Genomic DNA, 17,502 nt, shown 5'->3' with positions numbered 1-17,502 from the left:
CCCGCATACTAGCTGCCCTAAGTTGCCTTTGCGTAAATTACCGCTAGGCGACGCTTAATCCAGGCGCCGATACCTAGGCTGGCCGAGTGGCATCAGTCACAGATTTCTAACATGGTTTGTGCGCGAATGACCCGTCCGTCACAATATGTGTGACGAGTCGCCGAAGCAGGCTCTCGCTGGTGAGTGCGAACGCCATCACACACTCTTGGAGCGCCGGGGATTTCCCGGCGGACGTCAAGAGCTTGGCCCATGGACTGATCGGGGCGCAGCCGGCCCCCTTCTCGCCACAAGTCTTGGTCTCGGATGCCATGAACGTCCCAGTTCTGCGCATCATACATAGGGGGAAAAATGAAAGTTGTAGTTACTGGGGTGGCAGGCTTCATCGGAAGCAATCTTGCCAAGACCTTGCTAAAGCTTGGTGATATCGACGTGGTCGGAATTGATTCGCTTACTGACTACTACCCTGTTGAGAATAAATTACGAAATCTCCACGGGCTGCAAAACGACCGTTTTGACTTCATCGAAGGCGACTTAGCCACCATCGAGCTCTCGCCAGTCTTGTCCGGCGCCTCTGCCATATTCCATCAGGCCGGTCAGCCGGGCGTCAGGAAGTCGTGGGGAGAAGAGTTCGGGCTTTATGCGACCCAAAACGTACTGGTCACGCAAAGGCTTCTGGAGGCTGCAAGCGGACTAGAATGCCTTGAGGCGTTTGTCTATGCATCTTCTTCATCAGTGTACGGAGACGCAGAGAGCTATCCTACTTCGGAGCTGGATCGGCCGATGCCGATGAGCCCGTACGGGGTAACGAAGCTTGCCGCCGAGCATCTAACTACTCTGTATGGGAAGAACTTTGGCGTTCCCACGGTCTCGTTGCGTTACTTCACTGTGTACGGTCCTGGTCAACGGCCAGACATGGCTTTTAATAAGTTCATTAAAGCCGCGATAAATGATGCGCCAATACCAGTTTATGGCGATGGAACCCAGATCCGAGAGTTCACTCACGTGTCAGACATCGTAGAAGCGAATATCCGTGCGTGGCAACAACGTCCTCCGGCCGGCTCGGTAATCAATTTGTCGGGCGGTTCATCGGTCACGGTAAACGAAGTTTTATCCAAGATCGCCGATATCTCAGGCAAGAACCTAAACGTTGAGTATCTCCAAAAGGTGGCCGGTGACGTCTTTCGAACGGGAGGTAGTACCGACCTTGCAAGAAAATTGTTGGGATGGCAGCCGCTGATCGGAATCGACGAAGGCCTCCGTTCTGAATATGAGTGGATGAGTGGTCTCTTAGCGTCTGACAGGAAGTCCCCAATTGCACGATGAAAGCGCCACTCTCAAGGGAACTGGCGTCCCGCTAGGAACAGCTGACAGTGCTGCCGCAGTTCAGTTCGGCCGTAATTACCGAACCAAGAAGAAATTTGTCTTTGTGGTCAACAACGACCGATTCTTCCTTACCCATCGAGCGAGTTGGGCAACCGCACTTGCCGCATCTGGTGGGGGAATAATTGTTATCGCCCAGGACACCGGGCATTCCGCAGCAATCCGAGCCTTAGGGTTTCAGTTCATCCCGCTGCATTTCGGCCGCGAATCTGTTTCGGTCCAGGAAGCTGCAAAGACGGCGTCTAAGCTATTGCTCTTGTTGCTGCAGCTTAGGCCTCATGGGGTCTTTCTGGTTGCTACGGCGGCGTATTCTCTGGGCTGGCCCGCAGCCTTGTTGTTGCCGCAGACTAGGTTCATCAGAGTCATAACAGGTGCGGGCCGCGCCCTCACTGCCGATTCGGCTTCCTCCGGAGCCACGGGTGTCGTCAGGAGGGGTCTCGGGATATCGGCTAGATTCCCTAACGTGCATTCGCTCTTCCAACTGGAATCAGACCGGGATCGCTTCGTTGCGGAACGACTGGCTGCCGCTGCCCGTAGCCACGTAGTCGCCGGCACAGGAATAGACACAAACACTTGGACGCCTCCGGAGACGTATGAGCGACCTTTGCCAGTTGTGTTGTTTGCTGCGCGGTTGTTCCGCGAAAAGGGAATTTACGAGTTTATCGATTTGGCGCGCGATACGCCTAAAGGTCTTGCTAAGTTTGTAGTTGTTGGTAAACCAGACACGGGCGTCAACTCAAGTGTCACTGATGAGGAACTGAAGGCTTGGCAAGCCGAAAAAATCATCGAATATCTGGGCGAATCAGACGATATGCTGGGCACCTATAGGGGAGCCGACATTTATGTGCTTCCTTCCACACATCCTGAGGGTACACCGAGGAGTCTAATTGAAGCCGCAGCCTGTGGCGTCGTTGCAATTGCTTCCGATCAGCCAGGATGCCGAGCCGTTGTGAAGGACGGAGAGACTGGCCTCATTGCACGAATTGAGGAGACGGGGAGTTTTCAAGCTGCGCTTGAGCGGTTGCTTAATGATTCTGATTATCGCCAATTCTTGTCGGACGGAGCTCGAGACCGTGCCGTGAAGGAATTTTCTTTGCATGGCACGCTAAGCCGGATCTATCCTATCGCAGGAGTGGAACCCTGATGGAAAAAAGCAAAGACACTCTAAACAACAAAGCTCATGGTCCCGACGTCTTGGCAGTAATACCGAGTATTGGGGGTGCTGGCTATGACGCCGTTATAGAACTCCAAGATAAATTGAATAGCATTGAGCCTATTTCTTGCCTTGTTATCTCTAACTCGCGGAGTCTCACAGCTCACTTACGGTCACTCGATGTTTCAGTCGCAACTGACGGCAGCAACAGAGGTTTCGGGCACTCTGTCTCGATCGGAGCAGCAACCTCAGAAACATGGGATTGGCTGTTGATTGTAAATGATGATATCAACTTGGAAGTGGACCTGTTCAGGGCAGCGATCATGGGGACGCTAGAAACTCAAGGGGTCGTGAATGAGATCGTCTACTTCGACATTGATAGAATTCGGCGCATTCCTCAACGTTTGCAAGTCTTCTTGCAGGTTTCTCTTCTCGGCAAAGTGTTGCCTGTTCATGAAAAACATCTTCATGCGGATTCAAATTCATACCGATCATTCAGTTGCGTTGCGATATCACGAAGAACCTTTGAATTGAATGCTGGGTTCGATCCGGACCTTGTCTTCACATACGAAGATGCTGATTTTGTTTCTCGTGCCATACGCACTGGTGCGAGACAGCGCTGCGTAACCGCAAGCGGAGTTACCCATTCACACTCCGTGAGTAGCGGCAAATATATAGATGCCGTGCTTCCGGTTGCCACATATTCGGCGGCAAAATACTTGGACAAGCTGGGGAGTCCGCGCCTGTTAAATACCCTCATTATTCTTGCTGCTCTCGCACTCCGAATACTTTTCGTTCCGGCGACTCGCTCACCTAAGAGCAAACATCTTAAGGGAATCCTCTCTTCGTGTATTGCAGTAATCAATCGAGGGCGCGTACAGCCTCAACTGCCCCTCTACTCTGAATTGTAGGAATCTTTATGGTGCAAGTGGCTTCTAGCGGTATGGCTCGGGGAAATACCGGGATAGGTGTGGTTCAGCGCAATTTGTATCCACATCTGATCAGTTGTTGTGGACCTCTTCGGTATTCTCCCATTCGCGACTTGGGACGTCGTCCCTGGCAACGCTTGGTTGGTCTATTTAATGGCTTCCGCCCCCTCGCGATGATTATGACGTGTTTCTGTCGATCGTTCCCCCTTTACCTTTTGGGCTGTCGGGTCGAGTCGTGAGTGTTGTGCACGACCTTCGTTGGCTACGGACGCGAGGATTTATAAGCCGTCTTTATCGCATGTGGGACTTGAAGCGCACTGTTGCCAGATCTGATGCTCTTATTTGCATAAGTCAGCGCACACACGATGACCTTGTGGCAGCGCTTCCTGCGGCGGAAGGCAAAGCGACTGTCGCTTGGCTGGGTCCAGGGCTTGTCCAAACTACATCGCTAAATCCACGAGACACAGGAAACCTGTTGTTAATTGGCGGTGCGGCACATAAAGAAAATGAAGCCGCGGCAGAAATGTTAGCTCGGATCAAGCCTCTGTGGCTTAAAAGCGTCACGGGCATTGGTGTATCGACTGAGGTAAAAGCCATTATCGACCGGGAGTTCGGGCCAGATTTTGGAACATGGATGAGCAACGTCTCCGACGACGAGGTCTTACGTGCCTACAGACAAGCGGAGTTCTTCATGCTTCTTAGCCAGGACGAAGGGTTCGGTCTGCCCTTCGTTGAAGCCCTGGCTTCTGGCTGCCAGGTGATTGCACTCGATCAACCCCTTACGCGTGAACTCCTCGGTGACGCCTGTACTTACGTCAGTAGAGACCACGCGAGTGACTCTCTGATCCTCGCCGAAAAACCAGCCATTTCCGTTGAAGCAAGGATGTCCGTTGTTAATCGATTCAGCTGGAGCAATTTCGGCGACGCTGTGGTCGGTAAACTCCAAGTCGATGATCTGGCTCAATAGGAATGGAAACGATAGCTAATAAGGGGGTGATGTCAGCCCAGATCCAGTCCCTGTTTCGGCGTATGTTGTCAGCGGCGACCGGTCCATTAGTCAGCTTTCTCGTCCTGCTCGCACTTCCACTTTGTGGTGCAGCGTTTCTTCCAACGGACCAGTTCGCCATGTGGACTATTCTTAGCACGATCACGACTGTGGCGCTGAGTCTTGACTTCGGTGGTGTTGCGCTGACATCAGCGCGCTTCGGTACTATTTCGACCGTCCGCCTAGTCGTGCAATCGAGCGCATTGTCTTCTGTCGGCGCGTTGGTTGTTGGGATTGTTTCCGCTTTCTTATGGATCCCATATTCTCAGACTGCCTCAGCACGGGCGTTTAGCTTTGAGGAAGGCTTGGCGGCAATCGCTCTTTGCTCTCTAGCCGCCATCTTTAGGAGTACTCTCGCGGTCCTGGCGCAGACAGCTCTACACCTCAACCAGGCATACGCGCGTATGTTTCTTACTGCAGGCCAAGCTTTTCTCTGTTTTGGAATTGCCCTAGCATTCCTAGTTTCTCGTCCATCAGCGTGGGCTCTCCCAGTTGGTTGGTCCGTGTCATCTGCCGTCGTACTCATCATCGGAGTTATTTGGATGGCGTGGAAAGGAGCATTCCAGGCCACAGTGAGCGGCCAAGGGCATAATCCGACTTCGACTTTCACATTCGTTTGGTCTCGAACTTTAGCTAGTTTGCTTGGGTCCGCCATTCTTCAAGGAGATCGTTGGATCATCGGGGCAGTTGCGGGGCCGGAGTTTCTAGCGGCGTATGAAGTGGCCTGGCGGGTTGCTGCCCTTCCTCGATTTCTGATCCAAAACTTAGCCATCGCTGTAAGCGGCGACGCAGGGCATCTCTATCGTACGGCGCCTCGGAGAATTCCGCGCGTCCTCCGCAGTTCGACGCTGATATGTGCAGGCATCGCTATTTTGGCGTCTGTTGGGGTGAGTGCCTTCTACTTCGTTGTGGCTGAGCCACTGGGCGTTGACGTTTTGCCTACGGTCTTTTTCTCGCTTTTGGGTGCGTTCACTCTTATTGGCATAACAGCGCCGCTTTCCTTCTTGGCAGTTGCCATCGGGTTGCCGACGCTAGATATCGCATATCTAATTTTGACCGCATCGATTTTTTCAGTTGCCGGAATCGCATCTTTGTACCTGCATTCGGCAATACTTTTTGCGGTTGGCAATGCACTGTCTATATCTGTGGGTGCGTTGTGGTATCTGCATTATGGCAGTTCCAAAGTCTATGAGCGCTGTCGCCATGCTGCCCGAGCCGCCACTTTGAGAATGATTGAATCAACGTGAGCCGACGAAGTTTAGAAAGAGGATCCAATGCTTCCTTCTGCAATTAAAAAGTTTACCCCGTACAGAGTCTACAAAGCGGTGATGAAGCGAGTCTCACCTTTTGCGCATCTCGTTAGGGCTGGGCGTGTCGCTATTGGAACTGGCTCATACGGTACCCCGGAGGTTGTGACATATGCTGGAGATAAGTCCACTCGCCTTCTTATCGGGAACTATTGCAGTATTGCGTCTTCCGCGACTTTTCTTCTCGGCGGTAACCATCCAATGGATCGCGCCTCCACTTTTCCTATTCGTCTCCGCCTACTCTTGGATGACTCTGCTGCCGATGGATTTCCATCCTCAAAGGGAGATATTGTCCTGGACCATGGTGTGTGGGTCGGCCATGGTGCTCTCATTGTAAGCGGAGTCACAGTAGGCAGGGGTGCGGTTGTTGCCGCTGGTGCTGTGGTTACTAAAGATGTGGCACCCTATGCCATCGTGGGTGGTAATCCGGCGCGCTTCATTCGCTATAGGTTTTCAGAAGAACGGATTGCTGAAATCGAGCAGTCACGGTGGTGGATTCTAAGTGAGGCGGAAATGACCGCCAAAGCTGAAGAGTTGAACGGACGTATTTATACTTCCTGATCGTCTACATCGCCGGGTTAGTTAGTGAGTGCTGTTTGTCACCTTCGCTCGTGTGGCTCTACGCCAACGTCTTTTTAGAACTGGCTTCATCCCCGAGTGTTGATGCACGAAAGGGGCTCGCGCCAGTTTGTTCCGTCGTCGCCCACTGACTTTGCAATGGCCGCGCTGGCGGGTGATTGGTGTAGGCATAGTGGTGGGTGTGTTCCTGCCCGGTCCGAGCGAATGCCGTGACTCGAACGTGCGGTCGCCGTCTGGGTTGATGCGTCTCTTCTTGTTTCGTCCTGAAATTATCCGGTGTCGTAGATGTCAGGGCTGCGGCCCTGACGGCGAGATTGTGTGAGGATACAAGCCAGGAACAGGACGACGATCCTTGTCTGAGGCCACCGGGGGAGTCTGCTGCCACCAGTCTCTGCAAAGTGCCCGCGTCATTTCGGTGTGGTCTTGCGTCTCTCAGCGATGGGTCGAAAAGTGTGCTATTTTGTGGGCTTGACGTCTAGTGGTCATTGCAACTCCTGAGTTTTTAGTAGTTGCCACTGGCAGATATGAAGCGACCACGAAAGTCACGGGTGCCCCTCCAAAGAAGGCTCCACGGGCTCACATTGATTAGCCGGTGAAACTAGGGAATGGGCAATTCCGAAGCGAGCCGGATTGTCGGAATCAGCCGTAGTTCCGGCACTCGATGGCGGCACGGTCACACGGTTCTTCTGAAGTCCGGCGACGTCAAAAAGATCGCCTACCCCCGTCTAAGACCATCCGAGATTTCTGCCCGATTTCTCTCCGAGTCCGAACTGATCATAATGGCGGACCTCCAGTCGTCATCGAGACTGATCAGCCACTCGCTGCCCAAGTCGCGGTGTCGTGGCGACACAGTTGGAGGAATATGGCTCTTAGAGTCCAAGCTCCGGAGTTCTTGGCCATGCCCCCATGTCCAAGCCCTAGGACCATAGAGAAGTCGTGGTAGTGCATTCCAGCTGAGCCGTTATGTGGAGGACGACCTCCGCGGGTCTGGTCAACGGGCAAGCGGTGGCCGCAAAAACGGGCCGGACCCACAAGAGCTTGCCTTGGCAAGTGCGGCGACACGTGCCACGGATCTATGATCACGGCCTACCCGGAGCGTCCTACGCCATGAATGCTTATTCGACCCTGTACAGGCCTCTGGACTACCTGGCCGACCGGCCGACCCGGAAGGGATGATCGCCAGTCCATAAGCTCCTGCTGGGCCTATATCTTGCCGGAGTTTCAGTGAGCGTGCGTCCGGTGAAGGGTCAAATACGAGAAGTGGCTGCCCGTTCGTCCGTCTTGTTCTTCTCAATGTCCTTCGGAGATGAGTAGTAACCGTAGCTGTACGAGTCTGGACCTTTCGCCGGAATCCTGTTCATAACAACGCCGATTACGTTTGCCTCAACCATGTCAAGCGCCCGCAATGATTTTTCCAAATCGTGAAGCTTCACCTTCTGTGTGCCAACTACAACTACCACACCACCCACATGCTGGCTGAGCACGGCCGCATCTGTCACGGGCAAGAGAGGCGGCGCATCGATCACAACCACATCGAAGACCTCTTCCAGCCGCTCGACCAGTGACTTCATGGCACTGGATCCGAGGAGTTCACTTGGGTTCGGCGGGATGCGCCCAGATGTTAGTACATAGAGGTTTTCCCCACCCCATGGTTGCAGCAAATCGTTGACATCGGCTGACCCTACAAGGGCTGTTGTGAGCCCTGCGTTCCTCTCAAGTCCAAGATAATCGTCAACCATGGGGCGGCGGAGATCAGCATCGATAAGGCAGACTGTCTGACCCGCTTGTGCGAGTGAAATTGCTAGATTCGTCGCAGTCGTGCTTTTGCCTTCACCTGGAAGCGAGGATGTGACCAAGATGGTTCTCGCCTGCCCGGCTACGTTGGCGAATTGAAGATTCGTTCTCAGTTGCCTGAAAGACTCGGCCCTTGGGCTTTGGGCTGCTACTTGGGTAAGCAGTGGCTTTTTGGCAGCGTCTTGATCGAATGTAATCCCACCAAGCAAAGGTGCATCTGTAACGCGCCGCAAATCCGCCTCGGTCCGGATGCGATAATCGAGAAGGGTTCTCAAAATCGCGAGGGCAAGCCCAAGGAATAGTCCCGCCACTACACCAAGGGCGAGATTCAGTTTCGTATTCGGGCCTGAAGGCGTTGTGGGAGCCTCCGCCGGCCTAACGATCGACAGCTTTACGGGCGATGTTCCACCTGTTCTTGGCTTTTCTAAGGAGTCGATCGCTTCAACTAAGCTGTCGGCCACTGCCTGAGCGGTGGCTGAGGCCTGGACCGGCGACGAATCTGTAACAGCGATGTTGATTATCACAGTATCCAGATCGGCGCTGGCTTTCACTCGAGATGCGAGTTCTGCGCTCGTGGTCTGGAGGCCCAGCCTGTCGATCACGGGCTGAAGTACCAAGGGAGTGGATACGGTCCGGACATAGGATGCCACTCGGGCTTGGCTGAAAGTATTGCCTTGCTGAAGCTCTTGAACCGTGCCCGAGTTTTGGATGGCCACAAAAAGTTGTGTCTCGGAAGTGTACGTCGGCTTGACCAGGATGGTCGCTCCGCCGCCCCCGAGTAGACCCAAGAGGGAGAACGCGGTTATCCAGATCCAGTTACGGCGCAAGATTCGAAAATATTCGCGCAGATCCAATGAAGGTCCCCCCTGGGTGAATGATCGGGACCTGCCTCGTGGCACGCCACCAAGAACGGCAATTTTAGTGCGGTGCAATCAATTATACCGGCTGAAGTCAGTACTCGCGGGACAGGGGGAGCCCAGTCAATCGCTGTGACCGCAGGAAGCCGGTTCGTTTGCGCCATGATGCACGGCCGGGCTTCAGTAGTCGTGGTAGTTAACGTCTGGGTAGGGCTCGCGCTCTGCCTGCAGCAGGCGGTTGCTTAATGTTCGTTGGACCAAAAAGGCACCCCGCCCAGCATTCGGATCGACTGTCAAGTTCGTCCCTTTCCACTCCAGCAACCCGGAAGCCTAACTGACAGGTATGAGGATTGCCGTAGGCTGTGGCCATGGGGCACATTTCTTACAACAAGCTGGCAAAGATAGTTTCGAGCTTGACGCGGGACACTGTCCTAAACGGGTTTGTAGCGTCCAAAGCAGTTCCTCGTCCACTGCGGTGGAGGCTCCTGCGGGCCCTTGGTTTACAAATTCAGTCATCGGCCATTTCTGCCGGTGGCTTCTATGGTGGAACGAATATATTCATTGACCACGGGACGTTTCTGAATTACGGCGTGTTCCTGGACAATGCAGCGCAGATAACTATTGGCAGATCCTGCCAGATCGGGCCGCAGGTTATGTTGCTGACTGGAACACACCAGATTGGTGGACCAGCGCAACGCGCCGGACGGGCGGTGGGCAAACCCGTAGTAATCGGCGACGGGGTATGGATCGGAGCGCGCGCAACGATCCTCCCTGGCGTGACGGTTGGATCCGGTTGCATAATTGCAGCGGGCGCGGTTGTGATCGGAGACTGTGAGCCCAACGGGCTATACGCTGGAGTGCCGGCGGAACGCAAGTCGGAGCTGCAGTTGTAGTTGCTATTCCCATTGCCGCCGCCCCGCTCGGCCACTTACCAGTTTTGCCGGGTGAGCGCCAGACTTATCTGAATCGAAGTGACGTGGTCGCAGCTAACTGGGGCTTGACGTCCACGGTCACCGTCATAGTTCTGGAGGTGGCGTATCACCCGGGACACTGCATAGGACAAACGGTGGGGGTCGGAAGGGCAATTTCCCCCGGTTAGCGGGGGAACCTCGTATCTACCGACATCATGGAAGAGCGCTGGCTACAATCAGTCCCCTAGACAAACGCACACTGCTTGCCGGAGGTACGGAGAAACAATGTCGGAATGGCTCGAAGTCGGCGCGGACAACTATGTACTGGTCACTGAAGGATCCCTGCTGAATACGGGCCTCATCATCGGCTCACAGCGCGCAATGGTTGTCGACACTGGGTGCGGTCCCCGGCAGGGGCGCGAAATTCTGAATGCGGTACGCGAGAAGACGCACCTGCCCCTTGTTGTGGTCAACACGCACGCCCACTACGACCACTTTTTTGGCAACGCTGTCTTCGCAGAACAAGGAGTCACGGAGTTCTGGGCTCACCAGAACTGCACCACAGAGATCGACCAGCGCGGTGACGTGCAGCGCCGGCACGTCGGAACGCTGGAACCGGAGATGGCATCCGGCGAGGGGGACAACGTCGAACTCGTCGTTCCCAACGCCATCGTGAAGAACCAGCCCGTCCTCGTTGACCTTGGTGGCCTGACCGCAACCCTCTTCTACCTGGGCCGCGGGCATACGGACGGTGACCTTTTGGTTGGCACACCAACCACTCTCTACGTGGGCGACCTCGTGGAACAGGGTGCCCACCCCTCTTTGAAGACTCTTACCCGGAGGAATGGGCGGACGTGCTCCGGCACATCTCGGCGCTGCGCCACCGCTACGAGTTCCTTATTCCTGGGCACGGAAAGCCCTGCAGTGATCAGTTCGTCAAGACGATGGCCAACACTATGACGACGGCCGTCCGGCAGGCCTGGCAGTCCATTCGGGATACCCCCAACGACGCGACCAAGGCGATTCCCGTCCTGCCATACGGCCCCGAGCAGTCCCGGTGGTTCATTAAGCGGCTGCGGGAGACCCGGCTCAAACCCCAGGAAGCCTCGTAACAATACGTCTTTCTTGAGGAGATCTTGAGGTTGGGCCCCAGGGATTTCCACGATGGTGATGGGCACGCGGGCAGGAACGCTGAAAGTGAAAGATAAGCTTACTTTCCTTTGTTTTGCTGGCCGCCCTCGCGACTGAATGCTCTTCTGGGCGCACTTACAATGTCGCAGATCATCGGTCTAGAGGCTTAGGGTCCCCTTTCGACGTGACTTGTCAATGGACACGTCCCGTGATTGGGTCATGGCGATGGGGATCACTTTGACCAATGGAGGCTAATGTGGCTTTTTCGGACTACGCCCTGGCGCTGAGCGCTTTACTGGGCACCCTGCTGGTTCCCTTCGCTGTCCTGTATCAAATGTTGCGGCTCAAGCGCCGCGCACTCCGGATCCCCGTCCGGCCCGCACCCCAAGGTAACCAGCGCTGACCATGCCGTATGTCGACATCAACCCCCACAAAGGCCGTCCCAAGTGGGTGGGGTACATCATCCTTGCCGTTCTCCTGGTGCTCACCGCAGCTGTGGTTTCAGCCGCGCTCATCCATCACTGACCAGCGGATACGAGGCAGGAGCTCCTGATCGGACCCCCTAGACTTACTGATTGAACCAGTGCCGCAGAACCGTTTGCCGAAACGTCCGGGGGACAGACATGCCAGATCCGGCGGATCAGAATGCAGGCGCCCAAGCAGAGGATGCAGGGCAGCCGCAGCTGCGCCGACGCCGCGACCTTCGTCGTGCCGACGGCTCACTTCAGGATGCCTGGACAGGAACCATGCCAGCAGTAACCCCTTCCCCTTTCAGTTCCAACGACGCCGGGACGCCGGCTACACGGCGCACGTCCTGGGCGGAAGCGGCTGCCGCAGCCGACGCCATCAAGCCGTCGCGCGCACCATCGCCTGCAACCGCCGCTCCTGCGCCACCGGCCAGGCAGCCAGCCGCGGATCCCATCGCGTCTGTTCCTTCCGCTGAGCCCGCCGCTGCTCCCGGTGACGTGGCTTCCGAAGCTGCCTCACCGCCGTCGGACGCTCCTTCTTTCCGCCGCAGCCGACCGACTGTTTCGGACGCGATCGCCGACAGCCCCATGCCGGACTTCATCAGCTCGCCGGGCCTGTTCGTCAAGGAGCAGAAGCCCCGCCCGAGGGGTGGCATCCGCGGTGCGCTGTACAACCTGACCGGGGGCGCATGGAACCTGGGTCCCGGACCAAAGCAGCGCCAGGAAGACGACCTGGCCCGCCGCATTTCGAGGCAACTCCAGGGCAGCTACAACACCGCGGTCCTGAGCCTCAAGGGAGGGATCGGCAAGACCTCCACCACCGTGGGTGTGGGCCTGACCCTGGCCGAATACCGCGGTGACGCGCCCTGCGCCATCGACGCCAACCCGGACTCGGGCGACCTCGTGGAGCGCGCCCTAGGCGAGGGCATCTACCAGCAGGCCAGCCCGCGGACCATCACGGACCTGTTGGAGAACATCGAGTCCATCGACTCGCTGACGGCGCTGGCCCGGTACATGCACCACGCGGGAAGGCTGCACCTGATCGCAGGGGAGCAGGACCCGGAGGTCTCTGACTCCCTGACCGCTGAGGAGTACCTGCGGATCCGCAAGCTCATCGCCGGCTACTACTCAGTCGCATTGACCGACTGCGGCACCGGCGTGACCCACAACGCGATGAGCGGCATCCTGCAGTCGGCCGACAACCTGGTGATCGCCGCCGGGTATGCCGTTTCAGGGGCCAAGCGGGCCCGTAGCACCCTGCACTGGCTGGCCAGCCACGGGTACGAGGACCTGGCACGGAACGCCATTGTGGTGATCACAGACAAGGACGAGGTGTCCTCCCGGGTGGACAAGGATGCCATCGAGGAACACCTCTCCGGGATCTGCCGGGAACTTATTGCCGTCCCGCATGACCGTGGCGTGGCCGACGGTGATTTGGTGACCCTCGATGTGCTGAAGGCTGAGACCCGGCGGGCTTATAAGGAAATTGCCGCCGCGATCGTAGATGGGTACCGGTAGCGGCGCGCGTTTCTCTTTCACCTGTTCAATAGCTGCTCACGGGAACATAGCCGGTCTTATTCGCCCCTTACAATTAGCGGATGGGGACATTACCGATTGAACGGCTGCACGCGTGGTGGATCAGCATAACGACGCCTGCTGTACTGCTTTGCGACAACTGCAATCAGGTTGGTGAAACCTTCCCCGCAGAGGGTGGCTATCGGTATTGCTCACCACAGTGCGCGGCGGCGGGGGCTGGGCTTCTGGCCGCCAAGCCTGCCTCGAATGGTCTGCTCCTCGAACGCTTCAACTCGCAGTCCCCCAAGGAGTTTGCCGTCATGGCCGTCTCGATACTCGGCGTAGCGATGTTCGCCATCTTCTTCCTCCGTTAGCTCATGACGATTCTGGGCGCGATATTCGCCATCGCATATCTGATTGGGCTCGGCAAGTACGGGATGCGCGGCCTGCTGACAGTGACTGTCTGCGCGGCCCCGTTCAGTAGTTCCGCGATGATAGCTTTCGGCGGCAACGGTGTGACTCCGTTTTACGTCGGCGTCATCCTCTACATCATCGTCTCGCTGGCTGAAACTCTCAGGAGCCCGGTCGAGAGGGCTCCTTTCCAGAGCCGCTCTGGGGTCCTCGCCGTACTCGTTTCTGTTGTGGGCTTGACTGCGATTGCAGGCCCGACATGGTTCGCTGGCCTTCCGGTCATCGCACCCGGAGTCGGCCTGGACCAGCAGGTGGGGACGCAGACTCCATTGACCTATTCGATGTCTGGGCTGGCGCAGTTCGGCTACCTAGCGCTTGCCCTGCTGCTGGTCCACCTGAATCAACGCCACCAGTTGATCAGCCGCCGCATGATTACCATGGCGCTGGCCATTGGAGTCACTGTTGCCCTGGCCGCGTATGCCTTCAGTGTTGTGGGGATTACCTGGCCCAAAGCCTTTTTCGATAATTTCCCTGGCAACTTCTATGCCAAGGGTTCGAGTCGGTTACGCGCCCAGTTCGCGGAGCCGTCCCAGTTGGGGGCCTTTTCCCTGGTGGCTTTCGCTTATTTCGCCACCGCTACGCTGACGGCGCGAGCCCCCAAGCGGGTGCTGGCCCACTTGGCTTTCGCTGGCGGATCCGCCCTGCTGCTGGTCGCCAGCTACTCCGGCACAGCCATCGTGGGGCTCGTGATCACGGCTGCTTTCGGAGCGGTCATCGGCGTGGTGGTCTGGATCAGAAACGGTGCCCGGATACGCCCAGTCATGGCCATTTCCGGATGCGTGATGGTGATCGTTGCCATTCCGCTGTCCGAGTACCTCGTGAACTTCGTAACTGAGGCGGTCGATGGTAAGTACGGCGGGACCTCCTTCCGGAACCGAGGACTCGCAAACGACATCGCCTTCAGGATCTACAACGAGACGAACTTCATCGGTGTTGGGATCGGGAACAACCGTGCCTCATCACTGTTCCCGATGCTGCTGAGCACTATAGGCATTCTCGGTGTGCTGCTGTTCCTCGTCTTGATTTGCCGCTCCATCTTCACGAGCGTCGCTCTCATGGATCGCCGGCCTCTCGCGATGGGCCTCTTGGCGCAAATGGCCGCGGCGTTCACGTCGCTGGCTGACTTTTCTTCCCCGATCATGTGGACACTGATCGCCGCCTGTTATGTGGCACGGCCACGACCGGAAGAGATGGTCCCGCAGATCGCCGCTTTGAATGGTCAGCGACCTGCGGGCAGTAGTCTGATTAGGCGTAGCACCTCTGCATAAAGGCGACGACATCCGCGGGCCATACGCCGTGCGGGTCGAGGTGTCCGAGCGGGTGCGCCTGGACGGAAACCTCTGTGGCCGTCCCACCAACCAGCGTGGCAAAGGTGTCCGCGTTCCCAGCCTTAGCGACTGAGGTGTCGGCGCTGGATGCGTAGAGCCGGTACCTGAGATCCGTGTACGCCGAAGCGGCGTAGAGGTTCGGGTCATTGCCGCTCGTCGCAGTCCCGTAGCTTGCGTCCGACCCGGATGCCTTGAAGATCGAAACGCCTGAAGCGTGCGCCTTCGTTGCTGCGGATGAGAGGGTGAGCGTGTATGGGCCGGTGCCAGCAACCGAGCTGACGGTGACTGTTTCTTGGTTCGTGCCGGAGTCCACCGTAAGGACTGTCGATGCTGGGAAGGACACGGTGGAAGACAGCGTTATTGCGCCGCTGGACGATGCTGCGGCGAGCGTGCTGGACGCCATGCCGTAGGCGGTCTGGATGACGAAAGCGTATTGGCCGGCGTCGTACATGTTGGCGAGGTTCGTCACGGCATCGAAGAGGCACGCGCCCTTCACCTTCCCGGCAAAAAGGTTGGCCTTGGCGATGGTCAGCAGGGACGCCAGGCCGCCCATGGATCCGCCTGCCATGACGACCTTCGAGACAGTCATCTTCCCGACCATGTAGTTGTAGGCGTTCACGGTGTCGGTGAGCGATGCCGCGTTGCCCCACGACCGTCCATGAAGGTTCGACGCGATGACCGCGTACCCGTCTTGGATGAACGCCTGGATCAGGGGATAGGCCCAGTACCCGGGCGTGATCTGTTCGGTCTGGGAGTCGGGGTGGGACCAGATGACAAGGTTGGTTGCCCCCGCGGGGAGCCAGTAGCGGACGGCGATCCCGGCCGAGTCTGTAGCGTCCACATAGGTTACGGCTTTAGTTTGGCGTCCGAGCGTCATGAGAGGCCCCATTTCGTTGCAAGGTACTGGGTGTAGTTGTCGATCTGGACGCGGGTGAGGCGGCCGGACAAGACATCAACCTGGGCGATGTCCGAGACTCCCAAAGGGGCAGAACCGTCTACTGCTGCACCGATCGCGAACCCTCGCAGGACGCTTGTGCCGTGCGCCTGTGTGGCGAGCCCGGCGACCAGGTAGCCGTCCGTGTAGAACGACGAGGACCCCGTGTCGAACTGGGCGATGGTGATGTGCCACTGGTCATCGTTGACGGGCTTGCCGCCCGTGGCTCCAGCGGAGGCGCCGAAAAGCGCGATGGAGCCGCTGGTGTCCACCTGCATAGAAGGACGGTTGGAAGATGCCGGGGAGGCCCAACCGGTCAAAGCCCCATTGGCCGCCCGTGAGCCGGTTGAGCTGACTCGGTAGAGGGCAGCGATGGTGAGGGGCTGGGCGTAGCCTGCCCCGCCGTTCTCGAAGTTGGCACCGAAGTCAGAACGCGCCATATAGGACGTGGCCCCGAGGCGAACCGTGCGGAGCCCGTTGAGGCTGTTCGCGGTGACCGTGGGCTGTGCCCCCGTCGTGGGCTGGGTGAGATCCTGGAGACTTACTCCGGAGTCAGGCCACACAACGAGGCTGGAACCGTTGGCACCAGTCAGAGTTGAAGCGTCGTAGGAAGAGATGCGGTTCGCGTCCCTGCCTGGGTGGAATGAATCGAGGTGCCGGCCCCGATAGTCCTTCATGTAGCCCATGCCCATGGTCTATGCCTCCGATACGATGTCGAGGATTTCGCCGGTCGTGGAGTCAACCTTGATGACCACCTGGCGGCTGGCGATGGGGTTGCCGTTCTGGTCAACGAACCGGACATAAGTGGCGCTGAGGCTCTGCGGGCCTTGCACCAAAACGCAAGCACGCCCTGGGGTAATTCCAACTACGTTGCCGGCGTCTTGGTGGTGACCGGCATGCTCGTCATCGGTCGCGCCCAACTCCTGCGGCGCGGCCGATGGTTGGCTTACATGATTGCCCTCTTGGGATTTATTGCGGCCGTACTTACCCTTTCGCGAGACGGCGTAACGGCGCTGGCGGTGGGTATCGCCGCGGCTCTGTGGGTGCTACCGGAGAAGCCTGTCGCCAAGTTCTTCATGCGGGCGGCCGCGCTCACGCTCCCCGTCGTCGCCTGGTACGCCGTTGACGTTATCCAAGCTCAGCGCGCTCAAGTTAATGCTCAGGTGTATGAAAACGTGGACACCCGGTTTGGCCTATGGTCGCTCGCGTGGAAAGCGTTCCTGGACTCTCCGTTTAGTGGGTCCGGTTGGGAGCACTTCCGAACGATATCGGCCAACCTGGAGCAGCAGACGTTCGCTCACAACTTGTTCCTGTCCTACTTACAGATCGGTGGGCTGGTGTTCGGATTGCCGCTGGTTATCATGCTGATCAGGCTCTGGATCCGGAGTAGCCGCCGTTTTCGGCCCATCGGCCCGGCCCTGCTCGCACTGTTTGCGATCTCCCAGACTGACCCCTACACCGAGGGATCTGTTGGTGGGATCACCGTGTGGCTAGTAGTCGCGTTCGCTTTCGCGCTCCCAGCTTGGGCGCGCACTGACCAGTCCGATGTGTCGAGCGAGCCGGAGGATGACGCTTCCCCCAAAAAGGCACGTATGGGGCGCTCCCCCGGGAGAGTTTTCTACCCCCTGAGCGAGCGCCCAAACAGGAATCATCGCGGTTACTTGGCGCCGAGGCGCGCCACGACGCGTTCTCGGTAGTCGA

General features: G+C 57.5%; 16 protein-coding genes and 2 pseudogenes. 13 read left to right on the top strand and 5 right to left on the bottom strand.

Features of this window, described 5'->3' with window-relative positions; translation table 11 throughout:
* The first annotated feature begins 348 nt into the window (after nucleotides 1–348).
* From OUO20_RS12515 to OUO20_RS21530, 6 genes are all read left to right on the top strand, one after another.
* Nucleotides 349–1,323, top strand: a complete 975-nt coding sequence (locus tag OUO20_RS12515; protein WP_268001852.1) for an NAD-dependent epimerase/dehydratase family protein — start codon at nucleotides 349–351, stop codon at nucleotides 1,321–1,323.
* A complete protein-coding gene (locus OUO20_RS12510; RefSeq protein WP_268001851.1) occupies nucleotides 1,313–2,524 on the top strand; it encodes a glycosyltransferase in 1,212 nt (403 codons plus the stop codon). The genes OUO20_RS12515 and OUO20_RS12510 overlap by 11 nt, the downstream gene beginning before the upstream one ends.
* On the top strand, nucleotides 2,524–3,444 hold the full coding sequence (locus OUO20_RS12505; protein ID WP_268001850.1) for a glycosyltransferase family 2 protein: 921 nt from the start codon (nucleotides 2,524–2,526) through the stop codon (nucleotides 3,442–3,444). The genes OUO20_RS12510 and OUO20_RS12505 overlap by 1 nt, the downstream gene beginning before the upstream one ends.
* Before the next feature lie 391 nt (nucleotides 3,445–3,835).
* On the top strand, nucleotides 3,836–4,429 hold the full coding sequence (locus OUO20_RS12500) for a glycosyltransferase (RefSeq protein ID WP_268001849.1): 594 nt from the start codon (nucleotides 3,836–3,838) through the stop codon (nucleotides 4,427–4,429).
* Nucleotides 4,430–4,458: 29 nt separating this feature from the next.
* Complete coding sequence (locus tag OUO20_RS12495) at nucleotides 4,459–5,754, top strand: hypothetical protein (protein ID WP_268001848.1); 1,296 nt, start codon at nucleotides 4,459–4,461, stop codon at nucleotides 5,752–5,754.
* Between the two features lie 27 nt (nucleotides 5,755–5,781).
* Nucleotides 5,782–6,375 (top strand): CatB-related O-acetyltransferase, encoded by a 594-nt coding sequence (locus OUO20_RS21530; RefSeq protein ID WP_326498036.1) that lies wholly within the window; start codon nucleotides 5,782–5,784, stop codon nucleotides 6,373–6,375.
* Between the two features lie 1,265 nt (nucleotides 6,376–7,640).
* Here the strand turns inward: OUO20_RS21530 and OUO20_RS12485 are convergent.
* A complete protein-coding gene (locus OUO20_RS12485; RefSeq protein WP_442781137.1) occupies nucleotides 7,641–8,789 on the bottom strand; it encodes a polysaccharide biosynthesis tyrosine autokinase in 1,149 nt (382 codons plus the stop codon).
* Nucleotides 8,790–9,086 (bottom strand): annotated as a pseudogene (locus OUO20_RS21700) (Wzz/FepE/Etk N-terminal domain-containing protein); the annotation flags it as partial. It abuts the gene before it with no gap.
* A 326-nt stretch (nucleotides 9,087–9,412) separates the two neighbouring features.
* Between OUO20_RS21700 and OUO20_RS21695 the strand changes: the two are divergent.
* The 6 genes and pseudogenes from OUO20_RS21695 (at nucleotide 9,413) to OUO20_RS12460 (ending at nucleotide 14,807) form a co-directional block, all read left to right on the top strand.
* A complete protein-coding gene (locus OUO20_RS21695) occupies nucleotides 9,413–9,937 on the top strand; it encodes an acyltransferase (RefSeq protein WP_442781081.1) in 525 nt (174 codons plus the stop codon).
* A gap of 303 nt (nucleotides 9,938–10,240) precedes the next feature.
* Nucleotides 10,241–11,067, top strand: a pseudogene (locus OUO20_RS12480) (MBL fold metallo-hydrolase).
* A gap of 275 nt (nucleotides 11,068–11,342) precedes the next feature.
* Nucleotides 11,343–11,489 carry a hypothetical protein gene (locus OUO20_RS12475; protein WP_268001846.1) on the top strand — a complete coding sequence of 49 codons (147 nt, stop codon included), beginning with the start codon at nucleotides 11,343–11,345 and terminating at the stop codon, nucleotides 11,487–11,489.
* A gap of 343 nt (nucleotides 11,490–11,832) precedes the next feature.
* Nucleotides 11,833–13,071, top strand: coding sequence for a MinD/ParA family ATP-binding protein (locus OUO20_RS12470; protein ID WP_268001845.1), 1,239 nt, complete (start codon nucleotides 11,833–11,835; stop codon nucleotides 13,069–13,071).
* Nucleotides 13,072–13,151: 80 nt separating this feature from the next.
* Nucleotides 13,152–13,442, top strand: a complete 291-nt coding sequence (locus OUO20_RS12465; protein WP_268001844.1) for a hypothetical protein — start codon at nucleotides 13,152–13,154, stop codon at nucleotides 13,440–13,442.
* Nucleotides 13,443–13,445: 3 nt separating this feature from the next.
* On the top strand, nucleotides 13,446–14,807 hold the full coding sequence (locus tag OUO20_RS12460; RefSeq protein ID WP_268001843.1) for an O-antigen ligase family protein: 1,362 nt from the start codon (nucleotides 13,446–13,448) through the stop codon (nucleotides 14,805–14,807).
* Here the strand turns inward: OUO20_RS12460 and OUO20_RS12455 are convergent.
* Genes OUO20_RS12455 through OUO20_RS12445 form a run of 3 tightly spaced genes read right to left on the bottom strand, consistent with a single transcriptional unit; the run spans nucleotide 14,785 to nucleotide 16,637 of the window.
* The gene (locus tag OUO20_RS12455) at nucleotides 14,785–15,744 is read right to left on the bottom strand and encodes an alpha/beta hydrolase family protein (RefSeq protein WP_268001842.1); all 960 of its coding nucleotides are present in this window, start codon (nucleotides 15,742–15,744) and stop codon (nucleotides 14,785–14,787) included. The genes OUO20_RS12460 and OUO20_RS12455 overlap by 23 nt on opposite strands.
* Nucleotides 15,741–16,487 (bottom strand): LamG-like jellyroll fold domain-containing protein, encoded by a 747-nt coding sequence (locus OUO20_RS12450; protein ID WP_268001840.1) that lies wholly within the window; start codon nucleotides 16,485–16,487, stop codon nucleotides 15,741–15,743. The genes OUO20_RS12455 and OUO20_RS12450 overlap by 4 nt, the downstream gene beginning before the upstream one ends.
* Nucleotides 16,488–16,496: 9 nt before the next feature.
* On the bottom strand, nucleotides 16,497–16,637 hold the full coding sequence (locus OUO20_RS12445) for a hypothetical protein (protein ID WP_268001838.1): 141 nt from the start codon (nucleotides 16,635–16,637) through the stop codon (nucleotides 16,497–16,499).
* On the opposite strand from OUO20_RS12445, the gene OUO20_RS12440 reads away from it, so the two are divergent.
* The gene (locus tag OUO20_RS12440; protein WP_268001837.1) at nucleotides 16,629–17,498 is read left to right on the top strand and encodes an O-antigen ligase family protein; all 870 of its coding nucleotides are present in this window, start codon (nucleotides 16,629–16,631) and stop codon (nucleotides 17,496–17,498) included. The two genes, OUO20_RS12445 and OUO20_RS12440, sit on opposite strands and share 9 nt — an antisense overlap.
* Nucleotides 17,499–17,502: the final 4 nt, after the last annotated feature.

This window comes from Arthrobacter sp. FX8, assembly GCF_026723805.1.
In the GTDB taxonomy this organism is placed as follows: Bacteria; Actinomycetota; Actinomycetes; order Actinomycetales; family Micrococcaceae; genus Arthrobacter.
This window is presented reverse-complemented; position numbering and strand designations above follow the sequence as displayed.

What these genes read in the sequence shown, in the direction of transcription:
- OUO20_RS12450 (WP_268001840.1), bottom strand. Translation starts at nt 16,487, where the DNA reads ATGGGCTACATGAAGGACTATCGGGGCCGGCACCTCGATTCATTCCAC.
- OUO20_RS12470 (WP_268001845.1), top strand. Translation starts at nt 11,833, where the DNA reads ATGCCAGCAGTAACCCCTTCCCCTTTCAGTTCCAACGACGCCGGGACG.
- OUO20_RS12460 (WP_268001843.1), top strand. Translation starts at nt 13,446, where the DNA reads ATGACGATTCTGGGCGCGATATTCGCCATCGCATATCTGATTGGGCTC.
- OUO20_RS12455 (WP_268001842.1), bottom strand. Translation starts at nt 15,744, where the DNA reads ATGACGCTCGGACGCCAAACTAAAGCCGTAACCTATGTGGACGCTACA.
- OUO20_RS12505 (WP_268001850.1), top strand. Translation starts at nt 2,524, where the DNA reads ATGGAAAAAAGCAAAGACACTCTAAACAACAAAGCTCATGGTCCCGAC.
- OUO20_RS12515 (WP_268001852.1), top strand. Translation starts at nt 349, where the DNA reads ATGAAAGTTGTAGTTACTGGGGTGGCAGGCTTCATCGGAAGCAATCTT.
- OUO20_RS12495 (WP_268001848.1), top strand. Translation starts at nt 4,459, where the DNA reads ATGTCAGCCCAGATCCAGTCCCTGTTTCGGCGTATGTTGTCAGCGGCG.
- OUO20_RS21530 (WP_326498036.1), top strand. Translation starts at nt 5,782, where the DNA reads ATGCTTCCTTCTGCAATTAAAAAGTTTACCCCGTACAGAGTCTACAAA.
- OUO20_RS21695 (WP_442781081.1), top strand. Translation starts at nt 9,413, where the DNA reads ATGGGGCACATTTCTTACAACAAGCTGGCAAAGATAGTTTCGAGCTTG.
- OUO20_RS12465 (WP_268001844.1), top strand. Translation starts at nt 13,152, where the DNA reads ATGGGGACATTACCGATTGAACGGCTGCACGCGTGGTGGATCAGCATA.